The following is a 19,809-nucleotide window of genomic DNA, read 5'->3' as shown; positions in this document are numbered from 1 at the left end:
CTCAGGGGAACCGCCCCCGTCCTCGGTTGGGGGACCAAGGAAGGGGGCGGTGTCGGGGACGGGCCGGACGGCCCGTGAGGGGCGTCAGCCCATGTGGGGGTAGCCGTACTCGGTCGGCGGGACCAGGGTCTCCTTGATCGCGCGGGTCAGCGTCCAGCGCATCAGGTTCTGCGGCGCGCCCGCCTTGTCGTTCGTACCGGAGGCGCGGCCGCCGCCGAAGGGCTGCTGGCCGACGACGGCGCCGGTCGACTTGTCGTTGATGTAGAAGTTGCCCGCGGCGAAGCGGAGCTTGTCCATCGTGTACGCGGCGGCGGCGCGGTCGCCCGAGATGACCGAGCCGGTCAGGGCGTAGTCCGAGACCGACTCCATCTGGGTCAGCATCTCGTCGTACTTCTCGTCCTCGTACACGTGGATCGCGAGGATCGGGCCGAAGTACTCGGTCGTGAAGACCTCGTTCGCCGGGTCGGAGCACTCGATGACGGTCGGGCGGACGAAGTAGCCCTCGGAGTCGTCGTAGGTGCCGCCGGCGATGACGGTGCAGGTCGGGTCGGCCTTCGCGCGGTCGATCGCGGCCTTGTTCTTGGCGAAGGAGCGCTCGTCGATCACGGCGCCGATGAAGTTGGTCAGGTCGGTGACGTCACCCATCCGGATGCCGTCGACCTCGGCCGCGAACTCCTCCTTGAAGCCGTCGTTCCAGATCGAGGCCGGGACGTACGCACGCGAGGACGCGGAGCACTTCTGGCCCTGGAACTCGAAGGAGCCGCGGGTCAGCGCGGTCTTCAGGACGGCACGGTCGGCACTCGGGTGGGCGACGACGAAGTCCTTGCCGCCGGTCTCGCCGACGATCCGCGGGTAGGAGCGGTACTTCTCGATGTTGTTGCCGACCGTCTTCCACAGGTGCTGGAAGGTCCGGGTCGAGCCGGTGAAGTGGATGCCGGCCAGGTCGCGGTGGTTCAGGGCCACCTCGGAGACGGCGATGCCGTCGCCCGTCACCAGGTTGATGACGCCCTTGGGCAGGCCGGCCTCCTCCAGGAGCTCCATGAGGAGCACGGCGGAGTGGGTCTGCGTCGGGGACGGCTTCCAGACCACCACGTTGCCCATGAGGGCGGGGGCGGTCGGCAGGTTGCCGGCGATGGCCGTGAAGTTGAACGGCGTGATCGCGTAGACGAAGCCCTCCAGCGGGCGGTGGTCGAGGCGGTTCCACACACCCGGGGAGTTCGCCGGCGGCTGCTCGGCGAGGATCTGGCGGGCGTAGGCCACGTTGAAGCGCCAGAAGTCGACCAGCTCACAGGGGGTGTCGATCTCCGCCTGCTGGGCCGTCTTGGACTGGCCGAGCATGGTGGAGGCGGCGAGCGTCTCGCGCCAGGGGCCGGCCAGCAGCTCCGCCGCGCGCAGGATGATCGCGGCGCGGTCGTCGAAGGACATCGCGCGCCAGGCCGGGGCGGCGGCCAGGGCGGCGTCGATGGCGTCCTGGGCGTCCTGCTCGGTGGCCGCGGCGAAGGTGCCGAGGACGGCCTTGTGGTTGTGCGGCTGGACGACGTCGAAGCGCTCGCCGCCGCCCATGCGCTTGACGCCGCCGATGGTCATCGGAAGCTCGCGCGGGTTCTCGGCCAGTTCCTTGAGCTTGGCCTCGAGGCGGACGCGCTCGGCGGAACCGGGGGCGTAGCTGTGCACCGGCTCGTTGACCGGAGTGGGGACCTGGGTGACAGCGTCCATGAGTCTCGTTACTCCTTGTGAGAGGTGGGCTCAGCCCTTGGTGAGGATGGAGCGGGCGAAGAAGAGGAGGTTGGCCGGCTTCTCCGCGAGGCGGCGCATGAAGTAGCCGTACCAGTCGGTGCCGAAGGCGGTGTAGACGCGCATGCGGTGGCCCTCGGCGGCGAGACGGTTCTGCTCCTCGCCGCGGATGCCGTAGAGCATCTGGAACTCGTACTCGTCCAGTTTGCGCCCGGCGCGGCGGGCCAGCTCCTGGCCGATGGAGATGAGCCGCGGGTCGTGCGAGCCGATCATCGGGTAGCCCTCGCCGTCCATGAGGATCTTCATGATCCGGACGTAGGCCTTGTCGATCTCGGACTTGTCCTGGAGGGCGACGGACGCGGGCTCCTTGTAGGCGCCCTTCACGATCCGGACGCGGGAGCCGTCGGCCGCGAGGCGGCGGGCGTCCTCCTCCGTGCGGAAGAGGTACGCCTGGATGACGCAGCCGGTCTGCGGGAAGTCCTTCCGCAGCTCCTGGTGGATGGCGAACATCGAGTCGAGGGTGGTGTGGTCCTCGGCGTCCAGCGTGACCGTGGTGCCGATCTCGGCGGCGGCCTCGACGACGGGCCGGACGTTGGCGAGGGCCAGCTCGTGCCCGCCCGCCCGTCGCCCACCACCACCCTCGACCGAGAACCCCGCAGGCTCGCCCCCCTCGATCTCCAGCGCTTGTCCGAACATCGACAGCTTCACCGACATCTCGGCGCGGGCGCCCAGGCCCAGCTCCTTGAGGCGGCCGATCAGCTCCAGGTAGGCGTCACGGGCGGCATGGGACTGCTCGACGGTGGTGATGTCCTCGCCGACGACGTCGAGGGTGACCTCCAGGCCGCGGCCGGTGATGTCCCGTACGATCGGGATGACGTGGTCGACGGTCTCACCGGCGATGAACCGGTCGACGACCTGCTTGGTCCCCGGGGCGGCCGACACGAAACGGCGCATCTTGTCGCTGCGGGACGCGGCGAGGATCACGGGACCCAGCACGGGGACCTCCAGAAGGGCAGGGTGACGAAGCGTGCCGTAGCCGGTCTTTCGTAAGGAACCGGGAACAGCACGGAGAACCACCGTGAAACCTAAGGATCGCTCCGATCCTCTGCCATCGACAGCTGTCACGCATCCGTGCGCGGCATCTCATACATATGTCTGAAGGGTGCGAGAATGGGGCCGTGAAGGGCGATTACCAGGAGCTGGTGGACGAGATCTCGGCGTTGCTCGGAGCCCCGGCGACGCTGGAGAACCGTGACTTCGGGCTGATCGCCTTCGGCGCCCACGACAGCGACGACGACAGCGCGATGGACCCGGTCAGGACGCGGTCGATCCTGACGCGGAAGTCGACCCCGGCCGTCCGCGCCTGGTTCGAGGGCTTCGGCATCACCCGGGCGACGGGCCCGGTCCGCATCCCCGCCGCCCCCGACGCCGGGGTCTTCCGGGACCGCATCTGCCTTCCCGTACGGCACCGGGGGGTCGTCCTCGGGTACGTCTGGCTGCTCGACGCCGAGCCGCACCCCACGCCCGCCCAGCTCGCGGCGGCCATGGAGGTCGCCACCCGGATCGGCGGCCTCCTCGCGGACGAGGAGCGCGCGGGCTCCGACCTCTCACGCGAGTTCGCCGCCGTCCTGACCGCCGGTCGGGGCTGGCAGGGCGACATGGCCCTGGCGGCGCTGCGCGCGGCTCTGGGGCCCGGCGCGGACGGTCTGCACACCGTGGTCTGCGTGACCCCCTGGCAGGGCGAGGCCCCCTCGATCCGGGCGGTCCCCGGCGCGGCGGCGGTCACGGCGCTCCCGGACGGCGGATCCCTCGCGGCCCTCGTACGGCTGCGCACGGCCGAGGACCTCTCCCCCGCCCGTACGGCCGCGGAACGGCTGCGCGCGAACGCCCCGGCCGGTATCGCCACCCCCCGGCGCGGTCTCGCGGAGCTCCCGGCGGCCTGGCGGGAGGCCAGCACGGCGGCCCGCGCCGCGGCGGCTCAGCCGAAGCTCGGGCCGGTCGCCGACTGGGCCGGGATCGGGCCGTACCGCCTCCTCGCGGCGCTGTACCACCCCGAGATCGACCCCGTCGTCGCGCCGCTGCTCGCCCCCGCGCACGCCGAGCTGGCCCGGACGGCGGAGGTGTTCCTCGACAACGCCGGCCAGGCGGGCCGGACGGCGGCCGCCCTCGGCATCCACCGTCAGACCCTCTACTACCGGCTCTCCAGGGTCGAGCAGCTCACGGGCCTGGACCTGGACGACGGCGAGGACCGCCTGCTGCTCCACATGTCCCTGAAGTCGGCCCGCCTCTAGAGAGCCCCGTCGGCACGGGCCACGCACGAACGCCCGCACCCGGCGTCCGGACCGAGACGACGGTCCAGAAGCCGGGTGCGGGCGTGGCTGTGCGGTCGATCAGACCAGGTTGACCGAACGGGCCGAGTTCGCGCCGATCTCCTCGGAGATCTCCGCGATGACGTTCGCCGGAACCGTGTCGTCCACGGTGAGCACGACGAGCGCCTCGCCGCCCTCCTCCGTGCGGGAGACCTGCATGCCCGCGATGTTCAGACCGGCCTCGCCGAGAATCCGGCCGACCGTGCCGACCACACCCGGACGGTCCTCGTAGCGCAGCACGACCATGTGGTCGGCGAGCGCCAGGTCCACGTCGTAGTCGCCGACGGCGACGATCTTCTGGAGGTGCTTGGGGCCGGCCAGGGTGCCGGAGACCGAGACCTCCTCGCCGCTCGCGAGCGTGCCGCGCACGGTGACCACGTTGCGGTGGTCCGGGGACTCGCTGGAGGTCGTCAGCCGCACCTCGACACCGCGCTCCTGCGCGAACAGCGGGGCGTTGACGTACGACACGGTCTCGTCGACCACGTCCTCGAACACGCCCTTGAGCGCGGAGAGTTCGAGCACCTTCACGTCGTGCTGGGTGATCTCGCCGTACACCTCGACGTCGAGCCGCGCCGCGACCTCGCCCGCGAGGGCGGTGAAGATGCGGCCGAGCTTCTCGGCGAGCGGCAGACCCGGCTTGACGTCCTCGGCGATGACGCCGCCCTGGACGTTGACCGCGTCCGGCACCAGCTCGCCGGCGAGCGCGAGGCGCACCGAACGGGCGACCGCGATACCGGCCTTCTCCTGGGCCTCGTCCGTGGACGCGCCGAGGTGCGGGGTGCAGACGACCTGGTCGAGCTCGAAGAGCGGGGAGTCCGTGCAGGGCTCCTTGGCGTACACGTCGAGACCCGCGCCGGCGACCCGGCCCTCCTTGAGGGCGGAGAACAGGGCGGCCTCGTCGACGATCCCGCCGCGCGCGGCGTTGACGATGCGGACGGTGGGCTTGACCTTGTGCAGCGCCTCGTCGCCGATGAGACCGAGGGTCTCGGGGGTCTTCGGGAGGTGGACGGTGATGAAGTCGGCGACCTCCAGGAGCTCGTCCAGGGCCAGCAGCTTCACCCCCATCTGGGCGGCGCGGGCCGGCTGCACGTAGGGGTCGTAGGCGACGATCTTCATCCCGAACGCGGACATGCGCTGGGCGACCAGGACGCCGATGCGGCCGAGGCCGACGACACCGAGGGTCTTCTCGCTCAGCTCGACACCCGTGTACTTCGACCGCTTCCACTCGCCGTTCTTCAGGGCGGTGTTGGCCTGCGGGATGTTACGGGCGGTGGCGACGAGCAGGCCGCAGGCGAGCTCGGCGGCGGTGACGATGTTGGACGTCGGGGCGTTGACGACCATCACGCCGGCCTTGGTGGCGGCGGAGACGTCCACGTTGTCCAGGCCGACACCGGCACGGGCGACGACGCGGAGCTTGTTCGCGGCGGCGATGGCCTCCGCGTCGACCTTGGTCGCGGAGCGGACCAGGATCGCGTCCACGTCGGCGATGGCGGGAATCAGCTCGTCGCGGTCGGCGCCGTTGCAGTGCCGGATCTCGAAGTCCGGTCCCAGCGCGTCCACGGTGGCGGGCGACAGCTCTTCAGCGATGAGTACGACAGGTTTCGAGCTCACGTGAGTCCTCACAGATCCAGTGCGGACGGCCGTCCCGACGGCCGCAGGCGGTGGAGGGGGCTTGCCGCGTGAAAGCGCACGACGCTGTGGGCCTGAACGCGAATGTTGTTGAGAGTGTAGTGGTGCGCCGGTGCGCATCATGCGCCTCGTTGGAAGGATCACCCGTCCGTGGTTGGACGGGCTGGCCAACGATGTGGGAAGGGGCCGGACGCTGTGTCCGGCCCCTCCCCCTACGCCCGGGGGCGTGGGGGGATCCCCACCGAAGGCTTACGCCTCCTCGTCGTTCACCCAGCTCATGAGCTTGCGCAGCTCCTTGCCGGTGGTCTCCAGGAGGTGCTTCTCGTCCTGGGTCTTGTACTCGTCGTACTTCTTCAGGCCGCCGTGGTACTCGTCCATCCAGTTCTTGGCGAACGTGCCGTCCTGGATCTCGGTGAGGACCTGCTTCATCTCGGCCTTGGTGGCGTCCGTGATGATGCGGGGGCCGGTGACGTAGTCGCCCCACTCGGCGGTCTCGGAGACCGACCAGCGCATCTTCTCCAGGCCGCCCTCGTACATGAGGTCGACGATGAGCTTCAGCTCGTGGAGGCACTCGAAGTAGGCGATCTCCGGCTGGTAGCCGGCCTCGACCAGGGTCTCGAAGCCCGCCTTCACCAGCGCGGAGGCACCGCCGCAGAGGACGGCCTGCTCGCCGAAGAGGTCGGTCTCGGTCTCCTCGGTGAAGGTCGTCTTGATGACGCCGGCGCGGGTGCCACCGATGGCCTTGGCGTAGGAGAGCGCCAGGGCGAAGGCGTTGCCCGTGGAGTCCTGCTCGACGGCGGCGATCGCGGGGACGCCGCGGCCCTCCTCGTACTGGCGACGGACCAGGTGGCCCGGGCCCTTGGGGGCGACCAGGGCGACGTCCACGTTGGCCGGGGGCTTGATGAAGCCGAAGCGGACGTTGAAGCCGTGGGCGAAGAACAGGGCGTCGCCGTCCTGAAGGTTGCCCTTGATGGACTCCTCGTAGACCTGAGCCTGGATCGGGTCCGGGATCAGGATCATGATGACGGAGGCCTCGGCGGCCGCCTCGGCGGGCGTCACCACGCGCAGGCCCTGCTCCTCGGCCTTCGCCTTGGACTTGGAGCCCTCGTGCAGACCGACGCGGACGTCGACACCCGAGTCACGGAGCGACAGCGCGTGGGCGTGGCCCTGGCTGCCGTATCCGATCACCGCGACCTTGCGGCCCTGGATGATGGACAGGTCGGCGTCGTCGTCGTAGAACAGCTCGGCCACTGGGAATCTCCTTGAAGTGCTGGTGTTGCTTCCCACCGTACGGCGGTCGGCGGAAGGAAGGTTGTCGGGTCTCGCCAGGCGGACCGCCGGACGGACCGGTGGTCGACCGTCCGGCGGTGCGTGAGGGGTCAGGCGCTGCGGTCGAGGGAGCGCAGGGAGCGGTCCGTGATGGACCGGGCACCACGCCCTATGGCGATCGTGCCGGACTGCACGAGTTCCTTGATGCCGAACTGCTCCAGCATCTTGAGCATCGCGTCGAGCTTGTCACTCGAACCGGTGGCCTCGATGGTGACGGCCTCGGGCGAGACGTCCACGGTCTTGGCGCGGAACAGCTGGACGATCTCGACGATCTGGGAGCGGGTCTCGTTGTCGGCGCGGACCTTCACCAGGACGAGCTCGCGCTGGATCGCGGCGCTGGGCTCGAGTTCGACGATCTTCAGGACGTTGACCAGCTTGTTGAGCTGCTTGGTCACCTGTTCCAGGGGCAGGTCCTCGACATTGACCACGATGGTGATGCGGGAGATGTCGGGGTGTTCGGTGACACCGACGGCGAGCGAGTCGATGTTGAAGCCGCGGCGGGAGAACAGGGCGGCGATCCGCGCGAGGATGCCGGGGGTGTTCTCCACCAGGACGGAGAGCGTGTGCCTAGTCATGTGCGTCGTTCCTCTTCCTACGGCTCTCTGTCTCAGTCGTCTTCGTTGTCGCCGAAGTCGGGGCGGACGCCCCGGGCGGCCATGACCTCGTCGTTGGAGGTGCCGGCGGCGACCATCGGCCACACCTGGGCGTCCTCGTGGACGATGAAGTCGACCACGACGGGGCGGTCATTGATCGCGTTGGCCTCGGCGATGACCTTGTCCAGGTCGGCCGGGTCCTCGCAGCGCAGCGCGACGCAGCCCATGGCCTCGGACAGCTTGACGAAGTCCGGGATGCGGGTGCCCTTGGAGGGCTCAAGGCCGGTGGCGTCCGGGCCGGAGTGCAGCACCGTGTTGGAGTAGCGCTGGTTGTAGAAGAGGGTCTGCCACTGGCGGACCATTCCGAGGGCGCCGTTGTTGATGATGGCGACCTTGATCGGGATGTTGTTGAGCGCGCAGGTGACGAGCTCCTGGTTCGTCATCTGGAAGCAGCCGTCGCCGTCGATCGCCCAGACCGGGCGGTCCGGCATGCCGGCCTTGGCGCCCATCGCGGCCGGGACCGCGTACCCCATCGTTCCGGCGCCGCCGGAGTTCAGCCAGGTGGCCGGCTTCTCGTAGTCGATGAAGTGGGCGGCCCACATCTGGTGCTGGCCGACGCCCGCGGCGTAGATGGTGTCGGCGGGGGCGAGCTGGCCGATGCGCTGGATGACCTGCTGCGGCGACAGGCTGCCGTCCTCGGGCAGGTCGTAGCCGAGCGGGTAGGTCTCGCGCCAGCGGTTGAGGTCGCTCCACCAGGCGGTGTAGTCGCCCTTGTTGCCCTCGCTGTGCTCGGCCTGGACGGCCTGGACCAGGTCGGCGATGACCTCGCGTGCGTCACCGACGATCGGGACGTCGGCGGTGCGGTTCTTGCCGATCTCGGCCGGGTCGATGTCGGCGTGGACGATCTTGGCGAAGGGGGCGAAGCTGTCCAGCTTGCCGGTGACACGGTCGTCGAAGCGGGCTCCGAGGGCGACGATCAGGTCGGCCTTCTGCAGCGCGGTGACGGCGGTGACCGCACCGTGCATGCCCGGCATTCCCACGTGCAGCGGGTGGCTGTCGGGGAACGCGCCCAGCGCCATCAGGGTGGTGGTGACGGGGGCGCCGGTGAGCTCGGCGAGGACCTTCAGCTCGGCGGTGGCGCCGGCCTTCAGGACGCCGCCGCCGACGTACAGGACCGGGCGCTTGGCGCCGGTGATCAGCTTGGCGGCCTCGCGGATCTGCTTGGCGTGCGGCTTGGTCACCGGGCGGTAGCCCGGCAGGTCGGTCTGCGGCGGCCAGCTGAAGACGGTCTTCGCCTGGAGGGCGTCCTTGGCGATGTCGACCAGGACCGGGCCGGGACGTCCCGTGGAGGCGATGTGGAACGCCTCGGCGATCGTCCTCGGGATGTCCTCGGCCTTGGTGACCAGGAAGTTGTGCTTGGTGATCGGCATCGTGATGCCGCAGATGTCCGCCTCCTGGAAGGCGTCCGTACCGATGGCCTTGGAGGCGACCTGGCCGGTGATCGCGACCAGCGGGACGGAGTCCATGTGGGCGTCGGCGATCGGGGTGACCAGGTTGGTGGCGCCGGGGCCGGAGGTCGCCATGCAGACGCCGACCTTGCCGGTGGCCTGGGCGTAGCCGGTCGCGGCGTGGCCCGCGCCCTGCTCGTGGCGGACCAGGATGTGGCGGACCCGCTTGGAGTCCATCATCGGGTCGTACGCGGGGAGGATGGCGCCGCCCGGAATACCGAAGACGGTGTCGGCCCCCACTTCCTCGAGAGAACGGATGAGGGACTGCGCACCCGTGACGTGCTCGACGGTGGTGGCGGTCTGTCCGCCGTTACGGGCCCGCGGCTGCGGATGGTGCCCGGTGGCCTGCTCGGTCATCAGCATTCTCTTCTCGAAGCAGAGGGTTTTTGCGAGGGTTTGGGGGGAGCCGGTGCAACAAAAAACCCCTCGTGCCGGGAGGCAAGCGAGGGGAGCGCGTCGGGAGCGTTCAAGCCGGGCCGTGTACGGGCCCTGCTTCAGCCGACGCGCTTTCCAAGTACGAGAATTCGGGTGCGCATGGCACTGACCCTCCCCCCGACGCACTGTCAGTGTCAAGTGGGTGGGACAGGCGTCTCATTATGTGAGCCGATCGGGGGATGATTCCCGGCGGGGACCGGGACCGCCTCGACGCTGCGGCCGGGGAGCGGATAGCCGTCCCGCACCAGCGCCCGGCGCAGCCGGTACTCGTCGAGCGGGCCGGAGAAGGCCACGCCCTGGCCGTGCGTGCAGCCCATTCCGCGCAGGGCGAGCACCTGCTCGGGTACGTCCACACCGTCGGCGACGGACTGGAGGCCGAGGTCGCCGGCGATCCGAAGCAGCCCGCTGGTGATCTTGCGGAGCCGGGCGGACTCGACCACGCCTTCCACCAGGCTCCTGTCCAGCTTCAGGACGTCGACGGGGAGCCGCCGCAGGGCGGTGATGGCGCCGTACCCGCTGCCGAAGCCGTCCAGGGCGATGCGTACGCCGAGCCGGCGCAGGGCGACGAGGCGCTGTTCGAGGTCGTCGAAGGAGACGCGTGGGTCGCTGTCGGCCAGCTCGATCATCAGGGAGCCGGACGGCAGCCCGTGGCGGGTCAGCAGGGCCTCGACGGAGCCGAGCGGCAGGGAGCGGTCGAGCAGTCCGCGGGCGGAGAGCCGGATGGAGACCGGCGTGCGGTGGCCGAGTCCGGCCCGTTCGGCGGCCTGCTCGACGGCCTCCTCGAGGAGCCAGCGGCCCAGTGCGGCGGTGCGCTCGTCGTCGTCGGCGACCCGCAGGAACTCGGCGGGGGTGAAGAGGATCCCCTGCGCGGAACGCCAGCGGGCCTGGGCGGCGACGGCCGCGATCCGGCCGGTGGTGAGGTCGACGACCGGCTGATGGAGCAGGGCGAACTCGCCCTCGTGCAGCGCGGTGCGCAGCCGGGTGGCCAGTTCCGTCCGGCGGACGACCTCGGCCTGCATCTGCGGGGCGTAGAGCTCCACGCGGTCCTTGCCGCCGGCCTTGGCCCGGTACATGGCGAGGTCGGCGTTGCGCAGCAGGTCCCCGGCGCCGATGCCGGGCTCGGCGAAGGCGACGCCGATGGAGGCGGCGACCCGCACGTCGTCACCTCCCTCCAGGCGGTACGGCTGGGAGAGCGTGAGGCGCAGCCGGTCGGCGATCTCGGTGACCTGGCACTCGCGCGCCGCCCTGTCCCGCCCTCCGTCGCCGAGGATCAGGGCGGCGAACTCGTCGCCCCCGAGGCGCGCGGCGGTGTCCCCGGCCCGTACGGAGTCCTGGAGGCGCCGGGCGGCCTGGACGAGCAGTTCGTCGCCGGCCTGGTGGCCCAGCCGGTCGTTGACGCCCTTGAAGCCGTCGAGGTCGATGAAGAGCACGGCGGTGCCGGGGTCGGAGGAGCGCCGGCCGCTGAGGGCGCCCTTGACCCGCTTCGTGAAGAGGGCGCGGTTGGGCAGGTCGGTGAGCGGGTCGTGTTCGGCGTTGTGCTGGAGCTGGGCCTGGAGGCGGACCCGTTCGGTCACGTCCCGGCTGTTGAAGATCAGGCCGCCCTGGTGGCGGTTGACGGTGGACTCGACGTTGAGCCAGTCGCCCCGGCCGGAGCGGAAGCGGCATTCGATACGGGTCGTGGGCTCCTGCGCGGGGGACGCGGCCAGGAACCGGCGCACTTCGTGGACCACGCCACCGAGGTCGTCGGGGTGGATGAGGGAGGCCAGCTCGGAGCCGATCAGCTCCTCGGCCTCCCGGCCGTAGACCCCCGAGGCGGCGGGGCTCACGTAGCGGAGTATGCCGTTGGGCGCGGCGATCATGATGACGTCGCTGGAGCCCTGCACCAGGGACCGGAAGTGGTTCTCCTTCTGGGCCAGCTCGTGGGTGAGGGCGATGTTGTCGAGCAGCATGATGCCCTGGCGCACCACGAGGGCGAGCACGACCGTGCAGCCGGTGAAGACGACCACGCGGTCCACTCTGCGTCCCTCGACGACGTTGTACAGGATGCCGAGCGTGCAGACGGCCGCGGCGAGGTAGGGCGTGAGGGCGGCGAGCGAGCCGGCCACCGGGCGGCTGTGCGGGCGCTGGCCGCGCGGGGCGGGGGGAGGGGGCACCGGGTCGGGCGGCCGCCGCACCCCCCAGGGGGCGTACGCGAGGAGCAGCGAACCGGCGAACCAGCCGGCGTCGAGGAGTTGTCCCGAGGCGTAGTTCTCGCGCAGCAGCGGGGACGTGAACAGGGCGTCGCACAGGACGGTGAGGGCGAGGGCCGCGATGGCGGTGTTGATCGCCGAGCGGTTCACGTGGGCCCGCCGGAAGTGGAGGACGAGGACCATGCTGACGAGAACGATGTCGAGCAGGGGGTAGGCCAGGGTCAGCGCGGCCCGGGCGACGCTCTCGCCCTCGAAGTGCGCGGTGTGGGCGAGGGCGAGACTCCACGAGAGGGTCAGCAGGGAGCCCCCGATGAGCCAGGCGTCGAGTGCGAGGCAGACCCAGCCGGCCCGGGTGACGGGCTTCTTGGCGAGCACGAGCAGGCCGACGATGGCGGGCGGGGCGAAGAGCAGGAAGAAGAGGTCGGCGATGGAGGGGCTGGGCACTTCCTGGTCGAGCACGACCTCGTACCACCCCCAGACGGCGTTCCCGGCGGCGGCCATGACGGAGGAGAAGGCGAAGAGCAGCCAGGCCGGGCGGAAGCGGCTCTCGCGGACCCGGCCGTAGAGGAAGCAGGAGACGCCGGCGGCGAGGGCCGCGGCGCTGAGTCCGAAGTCCCCCATGACGAGGGCCAGCCGCTCCGACCCCCAGCCGAGGGCCGCGCCGGTGGCGTATCCCCCGCAGATCAGCCCGAGGACGATCTGCGGGAGGAGCCCGCCGGCGCCGTGCCGGGGCGGGGCGGGGCGGCGCCACCCGGGACGGGCGCCCGCTCCCGGGGGCGCGGAGCCGGACGCGGGGGCGTGGTCCGCCCCCCTGGAGTGGTCGCGGTCGATCAGGGCGCCGGGGGTGGTCATCGGTGCTCCCGGCGCCTCGTCGGCACGGACGTGCTCCCGCGTCGCGGGGTCCACGGCGGCGGGGGTGCCGCCGGCACCCGGCGGGAGAGCGCCGCGGCCGCCGCCCGCCTCGGCGGTGCGCCGGTCGGCCCGGGCCGGCAGGGTGGCGGTGTCCCGCGCTCCGCGCGGACGTCCGCGCGGAGCGGAAAGCGGTCCCGCGTCGCCTGGGGCGGTGGCCCGTGCTCCGTCCGGACCGCCGTCCGGCGCGGGTGGTCGTCCCGCGTCACGTGGGGCGGTGGCCCGTGCTCCGTCCGGACCGCCCGCCGGCGCGGGTGGTCGTCCCGCGTCGCGTGCGAGGGTCGTCGACGGCGGTCCCGCCGCGTCGGATCGTCGGTCCGTCGGCCGTACGTCACCCGTCACCCCCCTCGGAATCTCATGTCCCGTCACGTCGCTCCCCAGCGTCAGCCCGTACTCGACGCAGTCCCCCACATCGGGACGATACACCAGGACGGTCACTCAGGGACAGGGGTGCAGTACTCTCCGTGACTGGGCGGCGCTCGGCCGGGGCGCACCGCGGAACGGCGCGCCCCGGGGCACTCGCGGGCGCGGGGGTCAGGTCGTCAGGACCACGTTCTCCAGGGGCTCCCCCGCCGCGAACCGGGTCAGCTGGGCGGCGATCAGCCGCTTGGCGCGCGGCATGAACGCCGAGGTGGAGCCCCCGACGTGAGGGCTGACGAGGACACCGGGAGCGTGCCACAGGGGGTGTCCGGCCGGCAGCGGTTCGGGATCGGTGACGTCGAGCGCCGCGGTGATCCGGCCGCTCTCGACCTCCTTGAGCAGCGCGGCCGTGTCCACGACCGGACCCCGGGCCACGTTCACCAGCAGGGCGTCGTCCTTCATCCGCCCGAGGAAGACCGCGTCGGCGAGGTGCCGGGTGTCGGGGGTGAGCGGAGTGGAGAGGACCACCACGTCCGCCTGCGGCAGCAGGGCGGGCAACTCGGAGAGCGGGTGCACCGGCCCGCGCTCTGTGGCACGCGCGGAGCGCGCGACGCGCACGACCCGCGCGCACTCGAACGGCACGAGCCGGTCCTCGATGGCGGCGCCGATCGACCCGTACCCCACGATCAGGACGGTCCTGTCCGCGAGCGCCGGGTAGAAGCCGGAGCGCCACTCCTCGGCGTCCTGGCCGCGGACGAAGCCGGGGATGCCGCGCAGCGAGGCGAGGATCAGGGCGAGCGTCAGCTCGGCCGTGCTGGCCTCGTGCACGCCCTTGGCGTTGCACAGCTCGACGCCGGGCCCCAGGGAGGCGAGGCCGGGGGTCACGTGGTCGGTCCCGGCGGAGAGCGTCTGCACGGCCCGCAGGGAGGTCATCCCGGCGAGGGGCCGGACGGCGATCTCGGAGCCCTTCATGTACGGCACGACGTAGAAGGCACAGTGCGCCGGGTCGGCGGGGAAGTCGGGTCCGCCGTCCCAGAAGCGGTAGTTCGGCCCGGACGCGCCCGGTACGGGAAGTCCGTCGATCTCCTGCGCCGGAAGGGGAAGCCACACGTCAGGGGTCGTCTTGTCGAAGGTCATGACCGCGAGGCTATGCGAAGAACTCGGGGCCCCATTGGTTAGTTTGGGGGACGGCACAGGGAGGGGTACCGGCAGGTGGAGCGCAGGACTATCGGGGCGGCGGCGCTCGACGTGGGCGCGGTGGGCCTGGGCTGTATGCCGATGAACTGGGCCTACAGCGGCTCGCAGCAGCGGGGTGACCGTTCGCTGCGCACGGTGCACGCGGCGCTGGACGCCGGGGTGAGCCTGCTCGACACCGCCGACATGTACGGGCCGTTCACCAACGAGCTCCTGCTGGGGCGGGTGTTGAAGGAGCGCCGGGCCGAGGCGTTCGTCTCGACGAAGTGCGGTCTGCTCGTCGGCGACCAGCACGTGGTGGCCAACGGCCGTCCCGGGTACGTACGGCGGGCCTGCGACGCGTCGCTGCGGCGGCTGCAGACGGATGTGATCGACCTCTACCAGCTGCACCGCGCGGACCCGGAGGTGCCGGTCGAGGAGACCTGGGGGGCCATGGCCGAGCTGGTGTCGGCGGGCAAGGTGCGGGCGCTCGGCCTGTGTGCGGTGGGCGCGCGGGCGCCACGGCGGGGCGCGGGCGCCGATCTGTACGAGGGAACGATTCGGCAGCTGGAGCGGGTCCAGCAGGTGTTCCCGGTGAGCGCGGTGGAGGCCGAGCTGTCGGTGTGGTCGCCGGAGGCGCTGGAGCGGCTGCTGCCGTGGTGTGAGGCGCGGGGCGTGGGCTTCCTCGCCGCTATGCCGCTGGGGAACGGCTTCCTCACCGGGACGCTGACGCCCGGTGGCGGCTTCGAGCCGGACGACCCTCGCGCCCGGCACCCCCGCTTCACGGCCGAGATGATGGCCGCCAACCAGCCCCTGGTGGCCGGTCTGCGGCGAGTGGCGGCGCGGCACGGCGCGGAGGTGACGCCGGCGCAGGTGGCACTGGCGTGGGCGCTGGGCCGGGGGCCGCACGTGGTCCCGATCCCGGGCGCGAAACGGGAGCGCTGGGCGGTGGAGAACGCGCGGGCGGCCGAGCTGGTCCTGACGCCGGCGGACCTGGCGGAGATCGCGCGACTGCCGCCGCCCCGGGGGTCGTGGGACTGAGCCGGGGGGGCGCGGGAGCGGGGCGGGAGGGCGCGGGAGCGGGGCGGATCGCGAACGCGGCGGGGCAGGACGGGCCGCGTGGGGCCGGGCCGGGACGCACGGCCGGGCCTCGTCGGACCGGGTCGTGGAGACCGGGCGTCGGCCGGGGCCCTGGGCCCTGCCCGCGCGCCGGCGGCCGGGGCGCGGGGCGGCCGGCTCCCGTCGCGAGGCGGGCCGCCGGGTCGGGAGGTGCGATCGCGCACGCGTGTGGGCCGGGCGGTGTATCAAGGGTGGAGGGGATGCCGCTCCGAGAGGGGACCGAGCCGTGAGCCGGACCATGAGCCGAACCGTGAAGAGCCTGTGGGCCGCCGCCGCGCTCGCCCTGGTGGCGGGGGCGGGATGCTCCTCGGGCGGGGACGCGCGCGGCGGACAGCAAGCGGCGCCCTCGTCGCCCTCCGCCTCGTCGCCCTCCGCCTCGTCGCCCTCCGCCTCGTCGCCTCCGCCGGCGGGGGTGACGGTCGCCGGCACGCTGACCGAAGGCCTGGAGTCACCGTGGGGCGTCGCCGTCCTGTCGGACGGCGATCTGCTGGTCGCCTCCCGCGACGAGCGGACGGTCACCCGCGTCGACGGCCGGTCCGGTGCCAAGACGCCGCTCGGTGTGGTGCCGGGCGTGGTCCCCGGTGGAGAGGGCGGGCTGCTCGGCCTGGCCGTGCGGGACGGGTTCGTGTACGCGTACCTCACCGCCGAGTCGGACAACCGCATCGTCCGGATGCGGTACGGCGGCGGGGCAGGGGACCGGCTCGGGCCGCCCGAGGAGGTCCTCACCGGCATCCCGAAGGGGAACGTGCACAACGGCGGGCGGATCGCCTTCGGCCCCGACGGGATGCTGTACGCCGGCACCGGCGAGCGCGGCGAGACCGGCCTGGCACAGGACCGCGAGTCGCTGGGCGGCAAGATCCTGCGGATGACGCCCGAGGGCGACCCCGCGCCCGGCAACCCCTTCCCCGGCTCGGTGGTCTACTCGTACGGGCACCGCAACGTGCAGGGCCTGGCCTGGGACGCGGACCGACGGCTGTGGGCGGCCGAGTTCGGCCAGACGACCTGGGACGAGCTGAACCTCGTCCGGCCGGGCGGGAACTACGGCTGGCCGGAGGTCGAGGGCCGGGGCGACGACCCCGACTTCGTGGACCCGGTGGCGCAGTGGCGGACGTCCGAGGCCTCCCCCAGCGGGATCGCGTACGCCGGGGGCGCGATCTGGATGGCCGGGCTCAGGGGCGAGCGGCTGTGGCGCGTCCCGCTCTCCGGCGCCGAGCGCGCCGGGGAACCCCAGGCGTTCCTGACCGAGGAGTACGGCCGGCTGCGCACGGTGGTCGCGGCGGGTGACGGCCGGCTCTGGCTGACCACCAGCGAGACCGACACCCGGGGCACGCCGGAGCGGGGCGACGACCGGATCCTCCGCCTCGACGTGCGCTGACCCGCCGCGGCGGGTCCTCCTAGGCGGGGGCCTGGACGAGGCGGAGGCGGTGGGCCAGGGCGGCGGCCTCGCCGCGGCCGGAGACGCCCAGCTTGGCGAGGATGTTCGAGACGTGGACGCTCGCGGTCTTCGGGGAGATGAAGAGTTCCTCGGCGATCCGGCGGTTGGTGTGGCCCTCGGCGACCAGTCGCAGCACGTCCCGCTCCCGGGGGGTCAGGCCGAACGCGTCGTCGCCGTGGTCCGGCTCCGGGCCGCGGTCCGGGAGGGTCAGCGGCAGCCGGGCGCGGGCGGCGAGGAGGTCGACGTCCTCCCGGAGCGGGTGGGCCCCCAGGCGCACGGCGGTGGCGTGGGCCTCGCGCAGGAGGACCGCGGCCTCCTCTCGGCGGCCGCCCTCCGCCAGGAGCGCGTCGGCCAGGCGGTGCCGGGCGCGGGCTTGCTGGAAGGGGCGCTCCGTTCGCTGGTAGGCGCTGACGACCTCGGCCCAGCGGTCGGCGGAGCCGCGGCCCTCGGCACGGTCCAGCTCCGCCGAGGTGTGCAGGGAGTACGCCTCCCAGACGAGGGCCGGGGCCGCCATCCCCCGTACGCACCGACGGATCACGGCGATCGCCTCCGCGCGGCCCCCCTCGGCGGCCGGCAGGCCGAGTGCGTCGGCCTCGGCGGTGGCGGCGGCGAGGAGCAGCGGCCAGCCCTCGCGGTGCGTGCCGGGCGGGAAGCCGGTCTCCGCCGCCGCGGTCAGTACGGTCCGTGCCTCGTGGATCCGGCCGGCCGCGGCGGCGATGCCCAGCTCGACCTGGCGCGTCGGGACGGTGTACTGCGGCATCGGGTCGGCCTCGCCATAGTGCTCGCGCGCCACGGCCAGCTGCGCGACGGCCACGCTCAGCTCGCCGCGGGTCAGGGCGAGTTGGCCCAGGCGCAGCGCCGCGGAGCCGCGCGGCTTCGAGCGGGTCCCGGCCCGCTCCAGCCACTCGCAGTTGCGCTGGGCCTCGTCCCAGAGTCCGAGGGAGAGCTGCGACTCCGCCTGGTTGGGCGCGGATCCAGCCCTGGCTGTCGAGGAGTCCGTGGTCCCGGGTGAGCCGGATGCCCTCCTCCGCCACCTCGACGGCCTCCCGGGAGCGGCCGAGGTTCTCCAGGACGTGGGAGAGGTTGACGTGGGCGCGGGCGGACTCGTGGTGGAGGCCGAGCGCGCGGGTGCGGTCGCGCACCTCGAACATGGTGGCGAGTCCGGTCTCCCGGTCTCCGGCGTTGACCTGCAGGGTGCCGAGGGTCAGGCGGGCTCCGAGCTCGATGGACTCGTCCTCGACGAGGCGGGCGTACTCGACGGCCCGCTCGGCGGAGGCGAGGCTCTCCGGTCCTGGCTTGTGGAGCATGCCCCAGCCAGCGGCCACGGCGAGGATGCGGGCGTGCACGCCGGACGGGGGCAGGCCCTTGACGAGTTCCTGGGCGGTGGCGATCTCGGCCCAGCCGTCGGACCGTCCGAGGCCCGACACGATCCGGGAGCGCTCGGTCCAGAACCAGGCGGCCCGCAGCGGGTCGCGCTCCTCGCCGTCCTCGCCGTCCAGGAGCCGCAGCGCCATCTTGCCCATCTTCAGGGCGCGTTCGCGTTCGCCGCACAGCCGGGCGGCGTAGGCGGACTCGGCGAGCAGGTCGAGGTAGCGCAGTGGTGTGGTCTCCGGGTCGCAGCCGGACGGAGGGTACGCCTCGGCGTAGTCCATGGGCCGCAGGGAGCCGCGCACCTCGGCGGGGACCTCGTCCCAGAGCTCCAGGGCCCTTTCGAGGAGCCGCAGTTGCTCGGCGTACGCGGAGCGTTTGCGGGTCTCGACGGAGGCCCGGAGCACGGCCGGGAGCGCCCTGGCGGGGTCGTGCGCGCGGTACCAGTAGGTGGCGAGCCGGGTGGCCCGTTCGTCGGCCCGGACCAGCGTGGGGTCGGCTTCCAGGGCCTCGGCGTAGCGCCGGTTGAGGCGGGAGCGCTCGCCGGGCAGCAGGTCGTCGCTGACGGCCTCGCGGACCAGGGAGTGGCGGAAGCGGTAGCCGTCGCCGTCCGGGACGGCGAGCAGGATGTTGGCGCCGACGGCGGCCCTCAGCGCCTCGATGAGGTCGTCCTCGGGGAGCCGCGCGACGGCGGCGAGGAGCGCGTACTCGACGGTGGATCCGCCCTCGGCGACGAGCCGGGCGACCCGCTGGGCGTCGTCGGGGAGGGTCTCGACACGGACGAGCAGCAGATCGCGCAGGGAGTCGGTGAGGGAGCCGGGGGCGCAGCCTGCCTCGTGGGAGACGACGAGTTCCTCGACGAAGAAGGCGTTGCCGTCGGAGCGGTCGAAGATCTCGTCGACGAGGGCGGGGTCGGGTTCGGCGGCGAGGATGCCGGTGAGCTGGCGGCGCACCTCGGTGCGGGTGAACCGGGAGAGCTCGATGCGCCGGATGGTGCGCAGCCGGTCCAGTTCGGCGAGGAGGGGGCGCAGCGGGTGGCGGCGGTGGATGTCGTCGGCGCGGTAGCTGGCGACGACCACGATCCGGCCGCGGCGCAGGGTGCGGAAGAGGTACGCGAGCAGGTGCCGGGTGGACGCGTCGGCCCAGTGCAGGTCCTCCAGGACGAGGGCGATCGTCCGGTCGGCGGCGAGCCGCTCCAGGAGCCGTACGGTGAGTTCGAAGAGACGGGCGGTGGAGTCCTCGTTGGAGGGCTCGTGGCTGCCGACCTCGCCGAGTTCGGGCAGCAGCCGGGCGAGTTCGCCCTCCTGGCCCGCGGCCGCGGCAGCCAGCTCGTCGGGGAGCCGGCGGCCGAGCGAGCGCAGCGCGGTGGAGAAAGGCGCGAACGGCAGTCCGTCCGCGCCCACTTCGACGCAGCCGCCCACGGCAACGACGGCGCCCCGGCCGCAGGCGGCGGCGACGAACTCCTCGATGAGCCGCGTCTTGCCGACACCGGCCTCGCCGCCGAGGAGCAGCGCCTGCGGCTCGCTGTCGGCGTGGGCGCGGGCGAGCGCGTCGGTGAGGGCGGTGAACTCACCGGCCCGGCCGACGAACACGGGGCTGACTGACCTGGTCTGCACGGCGCCGAGCATCGCACAGGCGTCCGCCGTCGTCCCCATACGG

Annotated in this window: 11 protein-coding genes and 1 pseudogene; 3 read left to right on the top strand and 9 right to left on the bottom strand. The window is 72.5% G+C overall.

What is annotated here, in order from left to right; all coding sequences use genetic code 11:
• Positions 1-84 precede the first annotated feature (84 nt).
• Both pruA and ACZ68P_RS06460 read right to left on the bottom strand, forming a co-directional pair.
• The gene (gene pruA / locus ACZ68P_RS06465; protein ID WP_471003452.1) at positions 85-1,716 is read right to left on the bottom strand and encodes an L-glutamate gamma-semialdehyde dehydrogenase; all 1,632 of its coding nucleotides are present in this window, start codon (positions 1,714-1,716) and stop codon (positions 85-87) included.
• A gap of 30 nt (positions 1,717-1,746) precedes the next feature.
• On the bottom strand, positions 1,747-2,730 hold the full coding sequence (locus ACZ68P_RS06460) for a proline dehydrogenase family protein (protein ID WP_471003450.1): 984 nt from the start codon (positions 2,728-2,730) through the stop codon (positions 1,747-1,749).
• A 182-nt stretch (positions 2,731-2,912) separates the two neighbouring features.
• Here ACZ68P_RS06460 and ACZ68P_RS06455 point away from each other — a divergent pair, with 182 nt between their 5' ends.
• Complete coding sequence (locus ACZ68P_RS06455; protein WP_471003447.1) at positions 2,913-4,025, top strand: PucR family transcriptional regulator; 1,113 nt, start codon at positions 2,913-2,915, stop codon at positions 4,023-4,025.
• A gap of 99 nt (positions 4,026-4,124) precedes the next feature.
• On the opposite strand, the gene serA is transcribed toward ACZ68P_RS06455, so the two are convergent.
• The 6 genes from serA to ACZ68P_RS06425 all read right to left on the bottom strand — a co-directional run bounded on the left by serA (position 4,125) and on the right by ACZ68P_RS06425 (position 14,165).
• Positions 4,125-5,714: a phosphoglycerate dehydrogenase gene (gene serA / locus ACZ68P_RS06450; protein ID WP_471003444.1), complete on the bottom strand. Its 1,590-nt coding sequence runs from the start codon at positions 5,712-5,714 to the stop codon at positions 4,125-4,127.
• A gap of 267 nt (positions 5,715-5,981) precedes the next feature.
• Positions 5,982-6,983, bottom strand: coding sequence for a ketol-acid reductoisomerase (ilvC, locus tag ACZ68P_RS06445; RefSeq protein WP_471003441.1), 1,002 nt, complete (start codon positions 6,981-6,983; stop codon positions 5,982-5,984).
• 128 nt (positions 6,984-7,111) lie between these two features.
• Positions 7,112-7,636: an acetolactate synthase small subunit gene (gene ilvN, locus ACZ68P_RS06440; protein WP_158990801.1), complete on the bottom strand. Its 525-nt coding sequence runs from the start codon at positions 7,634-7,636 to the stop codon at positions 7,112-7,114.
• A gap of 32 nt (positions 7,637-7,668) precedes the next feature.
• Positions 7,669-9,519, bottom strand: a complete 1,851-nt coding sequence (locus ACZ68P_RS06435) for an acetolactate synthase large subunit (RefSeq protein WP_471003437.1) — start codon at positions 9,517-9,519, stop codon at positions 7,669-7,671.
• Positions 9,520-9,731: 212 nt separating this feature from the next.
• Positions 9,732-12,638: a putative bifunctional diguanylate cyclase/phosphodiesterase gene (locus tag ACZ68P_RS06430; protein WP_471003434.1), complete on the bottom strand. Its 2,907-nt coding sequence runs from the start codon at positions 12,636-12,638 to the stop codon at positions 9,732-9,734.
• 591 nt (positions 12,639-13,229) lie between these two features.
• Positions 13,230-14,165: a 2-hydroxyacid dehydrogenase gene (locus tag ACZ68P_RS06425; protein WP_471003889.1), complete on the bottom strand. Its 936-nt coding sequence runs from the start codon at positions 14,163-14,165 to the stop codon at positions 13,230-13,232.
• Between the two features lie 102 nt (positions 14,166-14,267).
• Between ACZ68P_RS06425 and ACZ68P_RS06420 the strand changes: the two genes are divergently transcribed.
• Together ACZ68P_RS06420 and ACZ68P_RS06415 are read left to right on the top strand one after the other, a co-directional pair.
• A complete protein-coding gene (locus ACZ68P_RS06420; RefSeq protein ID WP_471003431.1) occupies positions 14,268-15,269 on the top strand; it encodes an aldo/keto reductase in 1,002 nt (333 codons plus the stop codon).
• Between the two features lie 316 nt (positions 15,270-15,585).
• The gene (locus ACZ68P_RS06415) at positions 15,586-16,722 is read left to right on the top strand and encodes a PQQ-dependent sugar dehydrogenase (RefSeq protein ID WP_471003428.1); all 1,137 of its coding nucleotides are present in this window, start codon (positions 15,586-15,588) and stop codon (positions 16,720-16,722) included.
• A 19-nt stretch (positions 16,723-16,741) separates the two neighbouring features.
• On the opposite strand, the pseudogene ACZ68P_RS06410 reads toward ACZ68P_RS06415, so the two are convergent.
• Positions 16,742-19,778: pseudogene (locus tag ACZ68P_RS06410) on the bottom strand (helix-turn-helix transcriptional regulator).
• Between the last annotated feature and the right edge of the window lie 31 nt (positions 19,779-19,809).

The sequence above is a fragment of the Streptomyces sp. NPDC036822 genome (assembly GCF_055609145.1).
Note: the sequence above shows the minus strand (reverse complement) of the source record. Positions and strands in the feature narration are given on the sequence as shown.